This is a genomic window from Shewanella insulae, from assembly GCF_009831655.1.
In the GTDB taxonomy this organism is placed as follows: Bacteria; Pseudomonadota; Gammaproteobacteria; order Enterobacterales; family Shewanellaceae; genus Shewanella; species Shewanella insulae.
In genome coordinates, this window is record NZ_WRPA01000002.1 from 1 (window position 1) to 16,825 (window position 16,825).

General features: G+C 55.5%; 12 protein-coding genes. 8 read left to right on the forward strand and 4 right to left on the reverse strand.

Translation table 11 applies throughout. The features are described from left to right. Window positions 1-510 precede the first annotated feature (510 nt). Window positions 511-921 carry a VOC family protein gene (locus tag GNT65_RS03020; RefSeq protein WP_160793652.1) on the reverse strand — a complete coding sequence of 137 codons (411 nt, stop codon included), beginning with the start codon at window positions 919-921 and terminating at the stop codon, window positions 511-513. A 146-nt stretch (window positions 922-1,067) separates the two neighbouring features. Between GNT65_RS03020 and GNT65_RS03025 the strand changes: the two genes are divergently transcribed. Further along, window positions 1,068-1,328, forward strand: coding sequence for a DUF5062 family protein (locus GNT65_RS03025; RefSeq protein ID WP_160793653.1), 261 nt, complete (start codon window positions 1,068-1,070; stop codon window positions 1,326-1,328). Window positions 1,329-1,454: 126 nt separating this feature from the next. Continuing rightward, window positions 1,455-4,061: an HAD-IC family P-type ATPase gene (locus GNT65_RS03030; protein WP_160793654.1), complete on the forward strand. Its 2,607-nt coding sequence runs from the start codon at window positions 1,455-1,457 to the stop codon at window positions 4,059-4,061. On the opposite strand, the gene GNT65_RS03035 is transcribed toward GNT65_RS03030, so the two are convergent. Beyond that, a complete protein-coding gene (locus GNT65_RS03035) occupies window positions 4,027-4,899 on the reverse strand; it encodes a universal stress protein (protein WP_160793655.1) in 873 nt (290 codons plus the stop codon). The genes GNT65_RS03030 and GNT65_RS03035 overlap by 35 nt on opposite strands. Window positions 4,900-5,021: 122 nt before the next feature. Here GNT65_RS03035 and GNT65_RS03040 point away from each other — a divergent pair, with 122 nt between their 5' ends. After that, on the forward strand, window positions 5,022-6,215 hold the full coding sequence (locus GNT65_RS03040) for a cation:proton antiporter (protein ID WP_160793656.1): 1,194 nt from the start codon (window positions 5,022-5,024) through the stop codon (window positions 6,213-6,215). 108 nt (window positions 6,216-6,323) lie between these two features. Here GNT65_RS03040 and GNT65_RS03045 read toward each other — a convergent pair whose 3' ends face one another. Continuing rightward, window positions 6,324-10,874 (reverse strand): ATP-binding protein, encoded by a 4,551-nt coding sequence (locus tag GNT65_RS03045; protein ID WP_160793657.1) that lies wholly within the window; start codon window positions 10,872-10,874, stop codon window positions 6,324-6,326. A gap of 120 nt (window positions 10,875-10,994) precedes the next feature. Between GNT65_RS03045 and GNT65_RS03050 the strand changes: the two genes are divergently transcribed. After that, complete coding sequence (locus GNT65_RS03050; protein WP_160793658.1) at window positions 10,995-11,906, forward strand: LysR family transcriptional regulator; 912 nt, start codon at window positions 10,995-10,997, stop codon at window positions 11,904-11,906. A gap of 23 nt (window positions 11,907-11,929) precedes the next feature. Here the strand turns inward: GNT65_RS03050 and blaOXA are convergent, their stop codons facing one another. Continuing rightward, window positions 11,930-12,859 carry a class D beta-lactamase gene (blaOXA, locus tag GNT65_RS03055; RefSeq protein ID WP_244952085.1) on the reverse strand — a complete coding sequence of 310 codons (930 nt, stop codon included), beginning with the start codon at window positions 12,857-12,859 and terminating at the stop codon, window positions 11,930-11,932. A 428-nt stretch (window positions 12,860-13,287) separates the two neighbouring features. Here blaOXA and GNT65_RS03060 point away from each other — a divergent pair, with 428 nt between their 5' ends. The 4 genes from GNT65_RS03060 (at window position 13,288) to rsmE (ending at window position 16,747) form a co-directional block, all read left to right on the forward strand. Further along, window positions 13,288-14,436: a C15 family peptidase gene (locus GNT65_RS03060; RefSeq protein WP_160793659.1), complete on the forward strand. Its 1,149-nt coding sequence runs from the start codon at window positions 13,288-13,290 to the stop codon at window positions 14,434-14,436. A gap of 72 nt (window positions 14,437-14,508) precedes the next feature. Continuing rightward, on the forward strand, window positions 14,509-15,096 hold the full coding sequence (locus tag GNT65_RS03065) for a SprT family zinc-dependent metalloprotease (RefSeq protein ID WP_160793660.1): 588 nt from the start codon (window positions 14,509-14,511) through the stop codon (window positions 15,094-15,096). A 181-nt stretch (window positions 15,097-15,277) separates the two neighbouring features. Beyond that, window positions 15,278-16,012, forward strand: a complete 735-nt coding sequence (locus GNT65_RS03070; RefSeq protein WP_420853495.1) for an endonuclease — start codon at window positions 15,278-15,280, stop codon at window positions 16,010-16,012. A 3-nt stretch (window positions 16,013-16,015) separates the two neighbouring features. Beyond that, window positions 16,016-16,747: a 16S rRNA (uracil(1498)-N(3))-methyltransferase gene (gene rsmE / locus GNT65_RS03075; protein WP_160793662.1), complete on the forward strand. Its 732-nt coding sequence runs from the start codon at window positions 16,016-16,018 to the stop codon at window positions 16,745-16,747. The last annotated feature ends 78 nt before the right edge of the window (window positions 16,748-16,825 follow it).

The window sequence follows — 16,825 nt, forward strand, 5'->3', positions numbered from 1 at the left end:
GCGCGGTTCTCATTAAGGCCAGAGCCTCTAATTGCTCATAAACAGGTCGGATATACGGATGCAGTAATATCTTTTGTTACTAACAAATTAGCTATTGAATCTATCCAGGTGTCCATATATGGACTTGCTGCGTGCCAAAAGAATGTCTGCACAAAAGGCCTGCTGCCAAGCGATTGATAAACCATTAGGCTATGGTTTAAATCTCCCATCCAAGCACCTCAGTCAGGTAGATGCAAAAACATCAAAATGAAGCAACACTTCATTCAATCTGTCACAAATGTGTAAGCACATAAGGGTCGCTCTTTTGCGTCCCTGCAATCGCGACATTGGTGCATCCATGCACTGCACCTGCTGCCAAGCATTTGATAAACCATAAAGCTATGGTTTAAAGCGCCCATCCAAGCACCTAAGTCAGGTAGATGCAAAAACATCAAAAGGAAGCAAGGGTTAACACTACAACGCGGTGATAGACACCAAACCAAAGGTGAGGAACAGCTCCATAGAGATCGACTAAGGCTCCCCTTTCGCCAACTTCAACTCCACGACATTCCCTTCTGGATCATTAATATAGAGGGAGCGCCCAACCCCTTGGGCCCCGTATCTTTTGGCAAACTCTTGGGTGGCGATGCCCTGCTCGCTTAGATAATCCAGCAGGGCCTGTTCCTCCATGGCCTCGATGAGCAGGCAGATGTGGTCGACGTTGCGGCCATCTTGCTGCGGCGGTCTACCGCCCAATCGTCCCAGGGGGCTGTCGCAGGTGACGATATCGATCAACGCCTTGCCGGCCCTCAATTGGGTGAGCCCCTCATCGGCCAGTTGGCGCTCAATGGGACACCCCAGCACCTGAGTGTAAAAGTGCAGCATGGCATCCAACTTGGTGGTACGAAATACCAAATGATCTATACCCCTTACCTGGATCATAATTATCCTCGTTGCGCGCAATTTGCTGTAATTATAGCCAGATGCACCGCAGAGGTGACACCGACAGCAAAATTACGCCACTAAGGGTATGTTCCCGTTGGAAACTAAGGTAGTTTGATGATATCGCCGCTAATGGAGCCTAATAGATGAAACACGGTAAGCACGACGCACAGCTGTTAAAACTGGCCCTGGATATTGGCGTAGGCTACGCCAAGAAACGTGGCTTCGCCGATTTCGATAAGGGGATCTCCCCCAAAGATAAGGTAGAGTGCATCTACCGCCTGCTGGTGCAGGACAAGCTGATCCAGCCCCTGGCGACCGACAAGGAAGATGGCCCCAACATGAAGCACAAGCTGATTTTGTGGATCCAGCGCCAGTTGCCCGAGGAGCATCCCCTCAAAGACTAAACTGGGGGCTAAGTAGAAGCCCGAAGCCGTTGATCTCTATCAAGCCTTAGGCCGATTTCCGGCAGCGAGAGCCGAGATGAGCTATAGATCTAGCATCACCTCAGCCTAAGTGCACAAGGAGTTTTCGTGGCCGGGCCAGGACTATCGAGTCAAGCGGCGGCCGAGCGGCTGGAACAATATGGGCCCAATTGCCTGCCCAAGCCGGCAAGACTCAGCTTCATCCGCCTGTTTATTCTGCAGTTTAAGAGCGCCTTCATCTATGTGCTGCTCGCAGCCTTCATCGCCTGTCTGCTGCTCGGCCAGTTCCTCAATGCCATCTTCATCTTCGCCGTGCTTATGCTCAATGCCATCATAGGCACGGTGCAGGAATACTCGGCCCAGCAGGCCGCCGATGCCCTGAGCAAGATGGTGCCCTCCCAGACCAAGGTGATCCGCGACGGTCATCCCAAGTTGGTGGACAGCCTGAGCCTGGTACCCGGCGACTATATTCTGCTGACCAACGGCGATCGCATCGGCGCCGATATCAAAATCGAAAAGCATAACCAGTTTAAGGTGGATGAGTCGGCCCTCACCGGCGAGTCGCTGGCGGTCAACAAGACAGATCTCGCCTTCGCCGGTACCCTGGTCACCCATGGGCGGGCCGAGGGCGAAGTGATCGCCACAGGCGCCCGCACTCAGATAGGCCAGATAGCCGCACTGGTGCGTCAGGGCGGCAGCGCCAAGCCCCCCTTGATGCAGCGTATCGAGCGCTTCACCCTGATCATCGCCATCGCCACCTTAATCATCATCGCCCTCATCTTCGGCCTGACCCTACTGCGGGGCGCCGATCTCTCCCAGGTGTTCCTGCTGGGGGTCGCCCTGGCGGTCTCCGCCATTCCCGAGGGGCTGCCTGCGGCCATCACGGTCGCCCTGGCCATCGGCATGAAACGCATGTCTCAGGCCAATGTGATAGTGCGTAAGCTGGTGGCGGTGGAATCCCTCGGCTCCTGCACCTATATCGCCTCGGATAAAACGGGCACCCTGACGGTCAACGAGATGACCATCAGCCAGATAAGTCTGCTGTCGGGCGAGCGCTACCATGTGGCGGGCACAGGGCTGACCCCCACTGGCTTGGTACACAAACATGGCCACGGCGTGCCGGTATCGACCGCGCGGGACCCCGAACTCTACCGCCTGGCCCTCACCGGCGTGCTGGCCAACGAGGCCCATCTCAGCTTCGAGGCCGAGCAGAGCCATGCCAATCAGATGCATGCCGACGGCGACGGGGTGGATCTCGCCTTCCTGACCCTGGGCTATAAGCTCAATCTCGAGATGGACAGGACCAAGCAAGCACCACAGGAGCAGCTGTTTGCCTACGAGTCGGAAAACCAGTTCAGCGCCAGCATCAACCGGATAGAGGGGCGCTCCGTCATCTCGGTCAAGGGCGCCGTAGAGAAGCTGCTTACCATGTGTCCGCTTAATGAACAGCAGACTCAGGCGGTACTCGATGAGACCCACTGGCTGGCGCGCCACGGCTACCGGGTGCTGGCCCTCGCCAGCGGCGAGGTCGGCGATCCTCACCACCCACTGCAAGGGCTGGAATTTCTGGGATTAGTGGCCATGAGCGATCCCCTGCGGGAAGATGCCATAGAGGCGGTAGCCCTGTGCCAGCAGGCGCAGATCAAGGTGGCGATGATAACAGGCGATCACCCGGTAACCGCCCTGTCACTGGCGCGCCAACTCAAGCTGGCCGACGACCAGGAGGGAGTGATCACCGGCGAACAGCTCATCCAGGCCCAGCAGCAGAGTCTGGCCGAGTTCGACAGCATTATTGCCAGCCACAGGGTATTTGCCCGGGTGCAGCCCAGGCAGAAGATGGAGATCACCGAGTCCTTGATCCGCCAGGGCGAGTTTGTCGCCATGACGGGGGATGGCGTCAACGATGCCCCGGCGCTGAAACACGCCCATGTGGGGATCGCCATGGGCCGCAAGGGCACGGATGTGGCACGCGAGAGCGCAGATCTGGTGCTGACCGACGACAGGTTCAGCTCCATCGTCAAGGGGATCATCGAGGGGCGCATCGTCTATAACAACATTCGCAAGGTGATCTACCTGCTGATCAGCACGGGGGCCGCCGAACTGCTGCTGTTTATCTTAAGCGTACTGTTTGCTCAGCCTATTCCCCTGTTTCCGCTACAGATCCTCTGGCTCAACCTGGTCACCAACGGCGTGCAGGATGTGGCACTGGCCTTCGAACCAGGAGAGGGTCATGAGATAGACCAACCGCCGCGTAAGCCCAGCGAGCCCATCTTCGATCGCCTCATGCTAGAACGGCTGATTGTCAGCGCCCTGTGGATGGGCATGATGGCCTTCGGCCTCTTCTCCCTGCTGCTCGCCATGGGCAACAGCGAGAACGACGCCCGCAACCTCACCCTGATGTTGATGGTACTGTTTGAAAACGTGCACGCCCTCAACAGCCGCTCTGAGCGCAACTCGCTGCTGCGCATGCCCGTGCTGAGCAATCCCCTGCTGCTGTTTGGCATAGTACTGGCCCAGGGCATCCACATAGGTGCCAGCTATACTCCAGGCTTAAGTGAGGTGCTGGGCATTAGCCCTATCGGGGTGGGACAATGGCTCATGCTGCTGAGCGCCGCCTCGACACTTTTATTCATCGATGAATATCACAAGCGTCTCTGGCGCCAGCAGCACAGCCCTAAGGTTAGGCAGGCAACAGCTGATCGTCAGCTGGAATGATCAATACATTGCTGCGGATTCGTCTCAGCATGGCCTCGGCGGTATTGCCTATGACCATGCCCATCAGTCCCTTGCGCTGGCGGGCGCCCATTACCAGATAGGCAGCCTTGAGACGGCAGGAGAGCTCGTAGAGGCAGAGATCGGGATCGCCCGCCAGGAAGTGCACATGCTCCTGATTCAGGCCTATCTCGTCCAGCTGAGGCTGATACCTGTGATAGGCGTCCTTCACCAGAGTACGGGTGTTGATGAGATCCATGTCTCGCAAGATCTTAGGCACTCGAATGATGTATGCCAGATGCAACTGGCAATCCATGGCCTGGGCCAGCTGGCGCCCCTGTTGAATGACAGCCTGATTAAGTTTCTGTTTGATAGGTTTTTCGCTGCCAAGGTCCACGGCCATCAGCACAGTTTTAGCACGCTGTAGCGGGTTGTCACACAGCATCATCAGGGGGATACGTACATGACGGATCAGCTGCCAGTCCATCGGCAGGTAGTGCTCCTTGTGATGCACCGCCTTAACCATGAGATCGAATCCATGACGAATGGAATGAAGACAGGCATGTTCGAACATATCTTTACTCCAGACACTATGCACGGCCACATCGTCGACCTTGAGCGCCTTGAGCTTTGCGTCTATCTCCTCGCTGCGCTGTCGCATCACGGCCACCTTGGCCGCCGCCCCGAGCCTGGGGTTGTAGTACTCCTTGCCGGCAAAGGATTCGTAGCTGTAGGCAAACACCTCGGCCTGCTTTTCCAGCACCCTGGCCAAGGCGATCCCCGTCTCGATGGCGTCGGCCTGAAGCTCGGCTTTCTGGGAAATAATAAACACCTTGTCCATGGTTACCTCCTGTCGGCATGTATCAACTTGAGCTTAGTCACACTCCACCGGTTACGCCTTGATCTCGGTCATCAAAATGATCAAGATCACATTATCACCACTCTCGGGGAGTCGCGCCTGCTATGGCCATAGATAACTTCGTCTTGTCCCTGTGTTTGATCCTGCTCTTCGGCCGGGTACTGGGCGAGGCCTTTAAGCGTCTGCAACTCCCCGCCGTGGTCGGCGAGATCCTGGCGGGGATCCTCATAGGCCCCAGCCTGCTGGGCTGGATTGCTCCCCACGAGACTCTGTCGGTAATGGCCGAACTGGGGGTGATCCTGCTGCTCTTCTCTATCGGCTGCGAAACCTCCATCAAGCACCTGTATCAGGCAGGCAACAGCGCCATAGGCGTCGCCTTGCTGGGCATCGCCCTTCCCGCTGGCGTCATCGGCTTGGTGTGTCTCTTCTACCTTGAGCTGCCAGGCTTTACCGCCCTCTACCTGGGGTGCGCCCTGACCGCCACCAGCATAGGGGTCTCTGTGCGAGTGATGGCCCAGGCAAAGCGATCCCAGAGCCGTGAAGGCCATATCATCCTTGGCGCGGCGGTGATCGACGACATCGCCGGAGTGATATTGCTCAGCCTGCTGTTTAATTTTGCCAACTCGGGAGATATTAGCCTGCTCTCCAGTGGCCTGCTGATCCTCAAGATAGGCGCCTTTCTGTTTCTGGCCCCACCCTTGGCTCGGTTACTCCTGTATCTGTTTCGCGCCGTCAGACCCAGAGAGAAAGAGACCGGCTATGAGGCTATCGTCACCATGATCCTCATCTGCCTGTTTGCCTGGCTGGCCCACGCCCTGCACGCTCCCGCCCTGCTGGGCGGCTTTGTGGTCGGCCTGGCCCTCAGTCGCCAGTTTGTCTCGCCACTTAATCGCTATCTGCAAAACCCCTTCTCCTTTACCCACGAGATGGAGGTGGAATCCAAGCCCCTGGTGGATATCTTTGCGCCCATCTTCTTCGTCTATGTAGGAATAAGCCTAGATCTCAGCCAGATAGATCTTGGCTGGACCGGCATTTTCACCCTGCTTATGTTGTCACTGCTGGCTATTGCGACCAAGGCTCTGGCTGGTCTTAATGTACCTGGCTCTCTGCGCAGCAAGGCGATTGTCGGCAGTGCAATGGTCCCCAGGGGCGAGGTAGGACTGGTGTTTGCCGAGATGGGACTACAGATGGAGATCATCTCCCCTAAGCTGTTTACCGAGCTGGTGGTGATTATCGCCATCACTACACTTGCAGGCCCGCTACTGCTCAAGTGGGCTCTGGCAAGAGATGGAAAATAGAGGGCAAATAGAGAGTACTCCGGCCGTAAATAACAGAGAAAAAGAGGGTAAATTGCAGGCAAAAAAATACCCGCCATGAGGCGGGTATTTAGCAGCTATCGTCTTAGGTTAGACAGGAGAGACTACGAAGAGTAGCTCGCCCTGCGAGACCTGCTGACCATTGCTGTTCAGGATACGCTCGATGCGGTACTGCTTATCCTCTGGATAGAGTACGGCGCCTTGGCGGTTGAAGCCAGCCAGTGTCACCTGAGAGAACATCTTCATCGCTTCAGTCAGTGCCAGCGTCTGATCCACAGTAACTATGTCACCTTCCTTAACGAAGTCGGCTTCACCCGGTGCCGGAGAGGTGTAGAAGATACCTGCCCCCTGAGCCAGTACCTTAAGCTCATTACTCTCACCCACACGCAGCGACTCGGTATCTACGCCTACTGTCTCGGCGGCGGCTTCCATCTCGGCGATCAGCGCAGGAATATCCAGGTCTGCCATGAAGCGCGGCAGGTAGTTGGTATCGTACACGCCTTCGTTGAAGGTGCCATCTTTCAGGATGCGAGTTAACAATGGGATGTTAGTCGCAATACCCTTGATCACCACCTCGTTAGCCAGGTAGTCATGCAGCTTGTTGATCACATCTTCACGGCTCTCACCACGGCAGATGATCTGGGCGATCAGGCTGTCGTAATATGGCGAAACCTCTTTGCCTTCACCGGCGATAGAGATGATCTCCACATCGTCACGCTCGGGGATAACACACTCTGTGATAAGGCCTGGATGCGGTAGCAGCTGTAGTACGCCGTTGCTGTCCAGTGCGGCCTTCTCGGCGGTCACACGAACCTCGATGGCGTAGCCGATCTCTTGTGGCTCGAGATCTTCAATCGAACGGCCAGCGGCGATGTCGAAGCCGGCGCTCACGATATCGATTCCTGAGGTCGCCTCGGTTACTGGGTGCTCAACCTGCAGACGCGTGTTCATCTCCATGAAGTAGACTTCGTTGGCATCCAGGTTGTAGATGAACTCTACGGTACCTGCGCCCATGTAATCTGTGGCATCGCCGAGGGCGCGGGTATATTCCATCACCTTCTGCTTCAGCTCGTCAGGCAGCATGGTTGAGCCAGACTCTTCGATCACCTTCTGGTTGTTACGCTGTACCGAACAGTCACGCAGACCCAGTACCTTAGTATTACCAAACTTGTCACGCAGCAACTGAACTTCGATGTGACGCAGTGAAGTCACATACTTCTCTAGGTAGAGGTCGCCGTTACCGAAGGCCGCTGCGGCCTCGGTAGAGGTCTTCTGGAACAGAGAGATCATATCTTCTGGACGCTCAACGACCTGAATACCCTTACCGCCACCGCCTTGTACCGCTTTCAGCAGCACTGGGTAACCGATTTCGTTGGCCACGTTCACCGCCTGCTCGGCATTGGTCAGAATACCGTGGCTGCCTGGTACCACAGGTACGTTTTGCGACTGCGAGGTCTTAATCGCGTTCGACTTGTTACCCATGGTGGTCATGCTGTGTACGCTCGGACCGACGAAGTTTACGCCGTTGTTCACACACAGGGCCGCAAACTGCGGGCTTTCCGACAGGAAGCCAATACCTGGATGCAGCGCGTCAACTTCTTCGTACTCGGCAACCTTCAATACCGAGTAGGCATTAAGGTAACTCTCGTCTGAGGTGTTACCACCGATACAGACCAGCTTGTCGTTGTCGTTCAGCATGTCGGCCGGTACCGAGGTCATATCAGGATCTGACGCTACCAGTACCACCTTGATGTCATTGTCGTGGGCCTTGCGGATCAGTTTCACCGCAGTACAGCCACGGGCGTGTACCAGAACCTTGTCGATCGGCTTCATCAGCTGACGCGGATCGTCCTGTACCAGCTCTTCCTCGGTGATCAACATCTCAGGCACCAGGGTCGAAATGGCGTTACCAATCACGTCAACCACCTTAGCCGTTGGCTTAGGCATCAGCGGATCGATACTGCTTAGCTGATCGTCGATAGTGTCGCTAAATGGGTTGGTGACCAGAGCGTTCATGGCGCCAGGAACCTTAGACAGATAGTTCGACAGGGTCGAGGTAGACGGCAGATACGCAGGTACCACCATCTGACCGGCAAACGGCATGTTGGTGCCAGAGAAGTAGTATGTCTGTACTAGCGGGTGAGTCACGAAGCTTGCCTGTGCACCACCGGTACAGTCACCGAAACCAAACATCAATACCGGCAATTCGTTGTCACGAATGAAACGGGTAATACGGTCGTTCACTACCGCCATAGAGAATAGCGCCGCCGCACCTTCTTTGGTCTGCATACCGCCAGAGCTGATAAAGCAGATCACCGGCAGCTTACGCTTAGCACACTCGATCAGCAGCGCAGAGAACTTCTCGGCAGCGGCCATATCGAAGGCACCGGCCTGGAAGGCGGTGTTAGACACGGCCACACCGACGCGCATGGTCTGTCCCTGATGCTCGAAGTCAGCGGTACCCGTGATCAGGCCGCAAGGACGGATCCCCTTGTCTAGCGCGTCTTCGATAGAGAGACGGAAGCCAGGGAAGTTCAGCAGGTTAGCCGACATCTTGTCGCCGTTTAACTCTTCAAACTCGGTGAAGAACTTGGCGATCACATTTTCCCAGCTCATCTTACCGGCGCGTTTCTCGTCACGCAGTACCTTCTGGATCAGCAGATCCTGATAACCCATGGTCAGACGGTTCCAGAAGTCTTTACGACGACCGATTCGTACCGGGTTGATGGCACCCGTGTACTCGCTGCTCTCCTCTTCGCTGGCAAAGTATTCGGGTAGCAGACGCTCAAAGAAGTAGGTCAGGATAACGAACAGAGAGTCGTTAAGCTGAGGGAAACCGACACTCTTCCACTGCTCTGTCTTGGTCAGCAGATCGGCGCGGTTAGACTGAGACATGAAGTACTTCAGCCACTTGTAGAACTTGCTCTTATCGTTGGCCGTGTCCTGCTTAGAGATAGCGCGGTCGATAGAGTCATGTAGCAGGCCATCAACCGAGGCGCGCGACAGGCTCTTAGCCATCATGGCTTCTTTCGCGATAGAGGCAAGGTTACCCACGACGTTGTCGTACAGCGCGTTGAAGATCAGGATGTTATGACATTGCCAGATAAAGTCTTCGCGCAGCTCTTCGTGTACGATCACATCCAGTACCGTCAGCTGGTTCAACTCAGGCCAATCGGCCTGGGTCACCTCGTCGGGAAGACTCTCAAGGTAGTGGATCAGCCCCTTGAAGTTGTTCTCGGCATTGCTCTTCCATCTGTGGTACAGCGACCAGCCGATGTTGAATAGCAGCGCCTTACGGGCCTTCTTATAGTTCTGCTTCGGCTCACCCAGGATGAGGCGAGTCAGCATGTTACGCTCGGTAGAGACTTCGTCACGCTTAGCGGTGAAGTTGGCCCACAGCTTGTTCAGCTCTTCGTCGTATACCAGCTTATCTGGGCTAGACAACCAAGACTGGAATACCTTGTCCTGCTCCTGTTGGATACGCGCTAGCAGATCACCCTCAGGCACGCTCACCTTAGACAGGCGACCATACTGATCCTGCGAGATCGAATGGATACGGCTACGCAGCGTCAGGTAACGCAGGTAACGGTATGAGCTACCAAACAGGTTCAGGTGCATGGTGGGGTTGTTGGCTACCGACAGCTCGGCGTGATGCTCAAGCGCTTCCAGGTTCTTAGAAGGCTCGAGGAAACGGGTAAGGCTGCGATCATAGTGCTCACGCAGATCCTGAGATTCACGAACAAACTGTACCGCCGCCTGCTCTACCGCCTCGATGCTGCTGATGATGGCGCGGCGCAGGTTGTGCTGGCGCTCATCTTTGTCAGATGGCGAGAAGTCGATGATGCCGTCAATACAGCCAGAGGTGTATAGCTCTTCTGGCGATACGCCGACAGACTTAGCACACTCCTGCCAAGAGAGGTTGTACTTGCGAGCAATGCTCTGCAGACCCTGTGGCTGGATGGTGTTGAAGATGCCGTCACGCAGTGACAATAGGATGTTAGCCGCAGCCAATGGAATCGCACCACCTGAGTAACCGGCACCGATAACGATACCTACGGTTGGTACGTCGACGTTAGCACTCTCGGCAATCGCCTTAGAGATGGTGTGCGCCTGATTTTGGCTGTTGGCTATCTCGCCCGCATCGGCACCCGGAGTGTCGATGAGGTAAACGATTGGCATTGAGAGTTCGGCAAAATGACGAATGGCCGTACAGGCCGCCAGGTGATGCTCGGGCATCCAGGCACCATTGCTCGTGGTACGTTCCTGGGCGATAAAACCTATGCGGCGGGTGCGAGATCCAAAATTCAGTTCGATCTCGGCACTATAAAAAGGCCCCATATGTTTTTCGACAATTAACTTGCCTTTCAGATCCGCAATCACGCGCTTGGCGCCTGGGCGGCTCTTGTCTAAGGTAGGTTGAATGACTTTAGCTACATAGCCGTCAACATCCAACTGCTCTAACTCTTTTAAGTTAGCTTGAATTTCGTCGTCACTGAGCAGACCGTTGATCTGCTGTGAAAGGCTCTGCTTACTATGCTTAGGAAACAGAGAAAAGTCCTGTGCCAAATGTTCAGCTTGAAGAAAAAGCGGATCGGCTGTTTGAACCTGAGTCGTGTTTGTGGGCTGATTGTTGCTGGTCATCAATAGATCCTCTGCTTTAGCCTCTAAAATTTTTAGCCCATAAATATAGCTTTGTTATAGGGTCAAATGCTATTAAACTGGCTTAGACGCTTTGTTCCATATTTGAGACAGTGATAAATAATGCCAGATTTAAACGGTATGATGCTCTTTGCAGCCGTCGTTCGCGCCAAGGGTTTCTCCCAGGCAGCTCGTAATACGGGCATGCCAAAATCAACCATTAGTCGTAAGGTGGCTCAGCTCGAAGAGCAGCTCGGCGTGCGCCTTTTACAGCGCGATACTCGCAATCTCAGCCTGACTCAGGTTGGGGCGCTTTTTTACCAGCATTGCAACAGTATTAGCGATGAAATCGAGGCTGCCAAGGCCACCATAGAAAATACGCACAATGACGTATCGGGTTCACTGCGCATCGCCATTCCTGTTTCCTTCAGTCAGGAGCTGATCGCCAGTCTCTGTAGCAGCTTCATGCGTCTCTACCCAAACGTGGATCTCGACGTCCAGTTTACCGATAACGATGTGGGCCTTGTGGGTGAAGGCTATGATATCGCCATCAAGTATGGTCCGCTGCAATCCTCCGACCTGATCGCCCGCCTGCTGTTTGAACGTCAACCCATACTGGTGGCCAGCCCTGGTTATCTAAAGGCCAACGGCACCCCGGCGACACCTCAGGATCTCAAAGAGCACAGCGGCATACTGCTGGGGACCTCGCGCTCGGCGCCCATCTGGCCACTGGGCAAGGGCGATCGCAAGACCATGGTCAACTTCAAACGCAAGGTGAGGGTGAACAGCGCCATCATGGTCAAACAGCTGGTGCTGGACGATTTCGGTATCGCCATGCTCTCAAATTCGGTGTGTAAGAACGAGCTGGCCGGTGGCAGCCTGGTGCCGCTGCTGCAAGAGTGGCCCATGGAACCCTTCAAGGTCTATGGCGTTTACTCTAGCCGCCGACAGCTGGCCACCAACATCAGTGTCTTCCTGGACTTCTTCACCAAGCGCTTCAACAGCCACGAGTCGCTACAATCGCTACTGATGTAGCTAACCGCGGCAGATGTAGGTACTCACATCAAGCCCTTGGCCTTAAGGAGATGTTTCACCACCCGCTTGCGTAGCGCCAGGTCGCTATCTGTATTGATATCCATATTCATGGCGAAGAAGTAGGTGTTCTCCTCACGCTCTAGCCAGCCGACCCACCAGCCGAGTTTCTGACCCTTACGCACGCCATAGCCCGTCTTGGCCCTTAATACCCAGTCACCGTCGGCCTCGTTGAGCATCATGGTCTTGACGATGCGCTGGCTGCGCTCGGACACCGGCAGTTGATTGTGATACAGACGCCTCAAGAAACGCACCTGCTCCAGGGCCGAAATCGCCAGGTCGCCATCGAGCCAGAAACTGTCGAGTTCGCCGCCGATATCGGCATTGCCATAATCGAGACCAGCAAGTCCTTTGGCCATACGCTCTGCCCCCAACTTTACTGCCAGTTTCTGATAGATGGGCACCACGGAATACTTCATCGCACTGGCAAAACTGTGGTCACGGTTCCAGCTGCTGTAAGAGCGCTTAACCCCGTCCCAGGCAAACCGGCTATGCTCATCCTCTACTATCCCCGCCTCGAGCAGCAGTAGACTGTGGGGGATCTTGAAGGTGGAGGCGGGAATATAGGCCTGCTGGCTGCGGGAGGCATCGTTAGTCACTAGTTTCCCCTGCTTGTCATCCAGCAGCACTATGACGCCTTTCGCGCCCACGGCATCGAATGCCGCCTGTATCTCGCCGTCTAACCCGATCGGCTCGGCCAACTCTTGCTCTGTCGCCGCTTTTGAATCAGCCCCAGTTTGGGGGGTTGCCGCCGCGCCGCCAGCCCAACTCAACAAGGCGAGGCAGAGCAGTCCCAGATACCCCAGCGAACAAAGCAGCCGGTAACCTAAGCCAGCACTAAAACCAGAGCCTACGCCACAACTGAAACCTAAGCCCGCGCCTACACGCATTTTCATCTCCACACCCCACTAAGCTGCATAAAATCCCTGCTTCGAGTCTAGCAAGTCGTCCCCACACCGAGAGGGCAAACTCATGATGATTTGTGTCAAGAATCTGGCATTTTATCAAGCCATCTCAAGTCTTTATTTGCAGGCAGATGTCGTGCATACTCAGTTGTTGACTATAATACCAATCGTAGTAAATAACTGATCATGCTAGCTTGTTAAAACGTCCGATAACGGCGTTACTATTTTTGATAGTAGAATAACTACTTATCGAAAAATCATGCCTTGATCTCGAACATTTTCTCTACGCTACTTCTGATCACTTACTTACCGTGATTGGTATAATAATTTCAAATTGATAACCGCCCTGAGCCATCATTGTCCAACATCAGCCATAGGCTAAGTGTAAGGGCAAGAGGTTTTTGCAAAGGAACCATGTCATGCATAAAACAGCCATAGCCCTGGCGATGACCAGCATACTGAGTAGCAGCGCCTTCGCCGGTCTGGATCTGGAAGAACAGCGCCTACCCAAGGCAACCCAGGCCATGCCAGACGTCGTCAACCGCTACCAAGCCCTGGTCGATAGCCTGGACGGCAAGTATCGCCAGCAAAAAGATGAACTCATCATGACGCAGATGGTGGCCCACCAAGGCGAGCGCCTATGGCAACAGGCGGTGAGAGACGTGCAATCCGGCGGTCAGGACGACAGATCCCTCTACTGGAGTCGTCTGGGAATGAAGAAGACCCTTAAAGAGTCGAAACCCGCCTTTAACATGGCCGACTGGCAGCGCACCATCTTACTCAAGGCGGTAGAGAAGTCTTCCCGCGGCTTCAGCGACATCCACTTCGATGACGACAGCCAGATCCGTATTCTGCTCACGGGCTTCGATCCCTTCTTCCTGGATCGCCACATAGACCAGAGCAACCCCTCGGGATTAACCGCGCTGGCTCTGGACGGCTACAAGTTCAGCATCGACGGCAAGAAGGCCCAGGTTGAGACTGTGATGATCCCGGTACGCTTCGCCGACTTCGATCAGGGGATCATCGAGTCCCTGCTCACCCCCGTCTATCGTGAAAACAGCGTCAACGCCATCTTCACCGTTAGCATGGGACGCGACGACTTCGACCTGGAGCGCTTCCCCGGTCGAAACCGTAGCGCCGCCGCGCCCGATAACCTCAATGTGCTAACCGGCGCCACAGCCCAGTCGCCAAAGGCGCCTATGTTCGATGGCAAGCCACTCTATGGCCCAGAATTCGTCGAGTTCTCGCTACCTGTTGGTGCCATGCAGTCGGTCAAGGGCAAGTGGAAGATCAATGACAACCACACAGTAACCACGCTCTCTAGGGGCGAGTTTGACGCCGGCTCACTGAGCGAGCTGCAAAACGCCACCTCGGTCAACGGCTCTGGCGGCGGTTATCTGTCCAACGAGATCTCTTACCGCGCCGTGCTTCTGGGACAGCGTTTCAACAGCGGCATCAAGGTCGGTCATATCCACACCCCGAGGGTGAAGGCCTATGAGCCAGAGACGGAGATGGCGATCGTGGATCAGGTCAAGGCGATGGTCAAAGCCGCCGCAACCCGGCTATAATCACTCCTCTTGAAAACGCCCGCCAAGCCGGCGGGCGCCTGTGACCTAAAGCTTAGGGCCTGTTGACCTTTCATGTTTCGACGATTGCAATCCCTGTTTCACACGCCTACGCCTGATGCTTCAGCATCTACCCCAAAAGCCTCTATGGCTCCGGCAAAGCACCTAGAGCCTAACGAGCACCAGCGGCTTATCCTGGACGCAGTGGAATCATGCTATCAAGCGGCGGAGCGGCAACTTAAGCGCGGCTTCCCGCGCCCCGAAGTCAACTTCAAACTCAGGGGCAAAAGCGCTGGCACCGCCCACCTGCAGCTCAACAAGCTGAGGTTCAACCCGGTACTGCTCGAGGAGAATCTGGAAGAGTTTATCCATCAGGTGGTGCCCCACGAGATCTGTCACCTGCTTGCCTATCGGCTCTATGGCCGGGTCAAACCCCACGGCAAGGAGTGGCAGGCCTTGATGGTGAAGCTCTATGGCCTGACGCCCAGTACCACCCACAGACTGAATACCGACTCGGTCGCCGGCCAGACATTCGACTATCGTTGCCGCTGCGGCGTCGTGCCTCTGAGTATTCGCAGACACAACAAGGTGCAGCGCCAGCAGACCCAGTATCGCTGTCGTCGCTGCAAGGAAACCCTCAGCCCGGTAGACGGCACATCATGATGAATCCAGCTTAACTTGCCTGATCTGAGTCGATTCCCGTAGAATCGCTCTCAAAATTGGTGCCATGGGTAATGGTGCCAAATGCTAGTGTCGCTACCAAGCCAGCCAAAGAGCCCGGCAGAGAGTAGGCGACCGTTTTTATGCTTTTTAGGGAAATGATGTGCTAACAACCTCTTTCGATCTGAGGCCGCTGCTGCGCGGCGCTTTGGCGCTGCTGGCGCTCGGCTTTACCACAGGCGCCCTCGCCTCACACCCCACCAGCTTCAACCAGGCCAAGAAGGTCGCCCGCAGCCTCTACAGCGAGACGCTACCGGTCAAGAGCTTCTACTGCGGCTGCGACATCACCATCTCGGGCAAGAAATGGCAACCAGACTTCCAGCGCTGCGGCTATCAGGTACGTAAACAGGAGAAGCGCGCCAAACGCATCGAGTGGGAACACATAGTTCCCGCCTGGGAGTTTGGTCATCAACGCCAATGTTGGCAAACAGGCGGCCGTAAAAACTGTGGCAAGACAGACAAGCAGTTTAAGAAGATGGAGAGCGACCTGCACAACCTGGTGCCCGCCATCGGCGAGGTCAATGGCGATCGTAGCAACTACAGGTTCAGCCAATGGAACGCCAAGGCTGAGCAGTATGGTCAATGCGCCATGGTCGTCGACTTCAAGGGCAGAAAGGTGGAACCACCCAGTCACACCCGAGGTCAGATAGCCCGCACCTACCTCTATATGCAACAGGCCTACGGCCTCAAGATCGCCAAAAGTCAGCTAAAACTGTTTCAGGCATGGGATAAAAGCTATCCAGTTGATACTATTGAGTGCCAGAGAGATGCCGCCATCGCGGCCAAACAGGGCAACCATAACCCCTTTGTCCAGGCCCAGTGCCAAAAACGGACTGATACCCAGCGTATCGCGGAGTAAAGCATGAGAATTCCAAGGATCTATCAGCCCGGCGAATATGACCTTAACCAGCAGTTGATGCTGGATGAAGAAGCCGCCGGTCATGTCGGGCGCGTATTGCGCATGGGCGTCGGCGAGCAGTTAGAGCTGTTTAATGGCGATGGTCACAACTACCTGACCGAGATCGTCGCCGCCAGCAAGAAAAATGTCGAAGTGCGGGTCCTATCCAAGGAGGCAAACGACAACGAGTCCCCCCTCAACCTGCATCTTGGCCAGGTGATCTCCCGCGGCGATCGTATGGACTTCACCTTGCAAAAATCGGTCGAGCTGGGGGTAAACACCATTACCCCGCTGTTTTCAGAGCGTTGCGGCGTCAAACTGACCGGTGAGCGCCTGGAGAAGAAGCTCCACCAATGGCAGAAGATAGTGATCAGCGCCTGTGAACAGTCTGGTCGTAGCACAGTGCCTGAGGTGAGACCGGCGATGCAGCTCGAAGAGTGGTGCGCAGAAGCGACCCAGGCCCTCAAGCTCAACCTGCACCCCAGGGCCGACTATGGCATCAATGGCCTGGTAATGGAGATCCCAAGGGTGCGTCTGCTGATCGGCCCCGAAGGCGGCCTGTCGCCCCAGGAGATCGCCATGACAGAAACCCATGCCTTTACCGACGTGCTGCTCGGCCCCCGCGTACTGCGCACCGAGACCGCTGCCCTGACGGCCATCAGCGCCCTGCAACTAAAGTTTGGCGACCTGAGCTGAAGGCTCTAATTCGGTGACCTGAGCTGAAGGCTCCAATTCGGTGACCTGAGCTGAAGGCTCGGCGCCCTTCGCATTAAT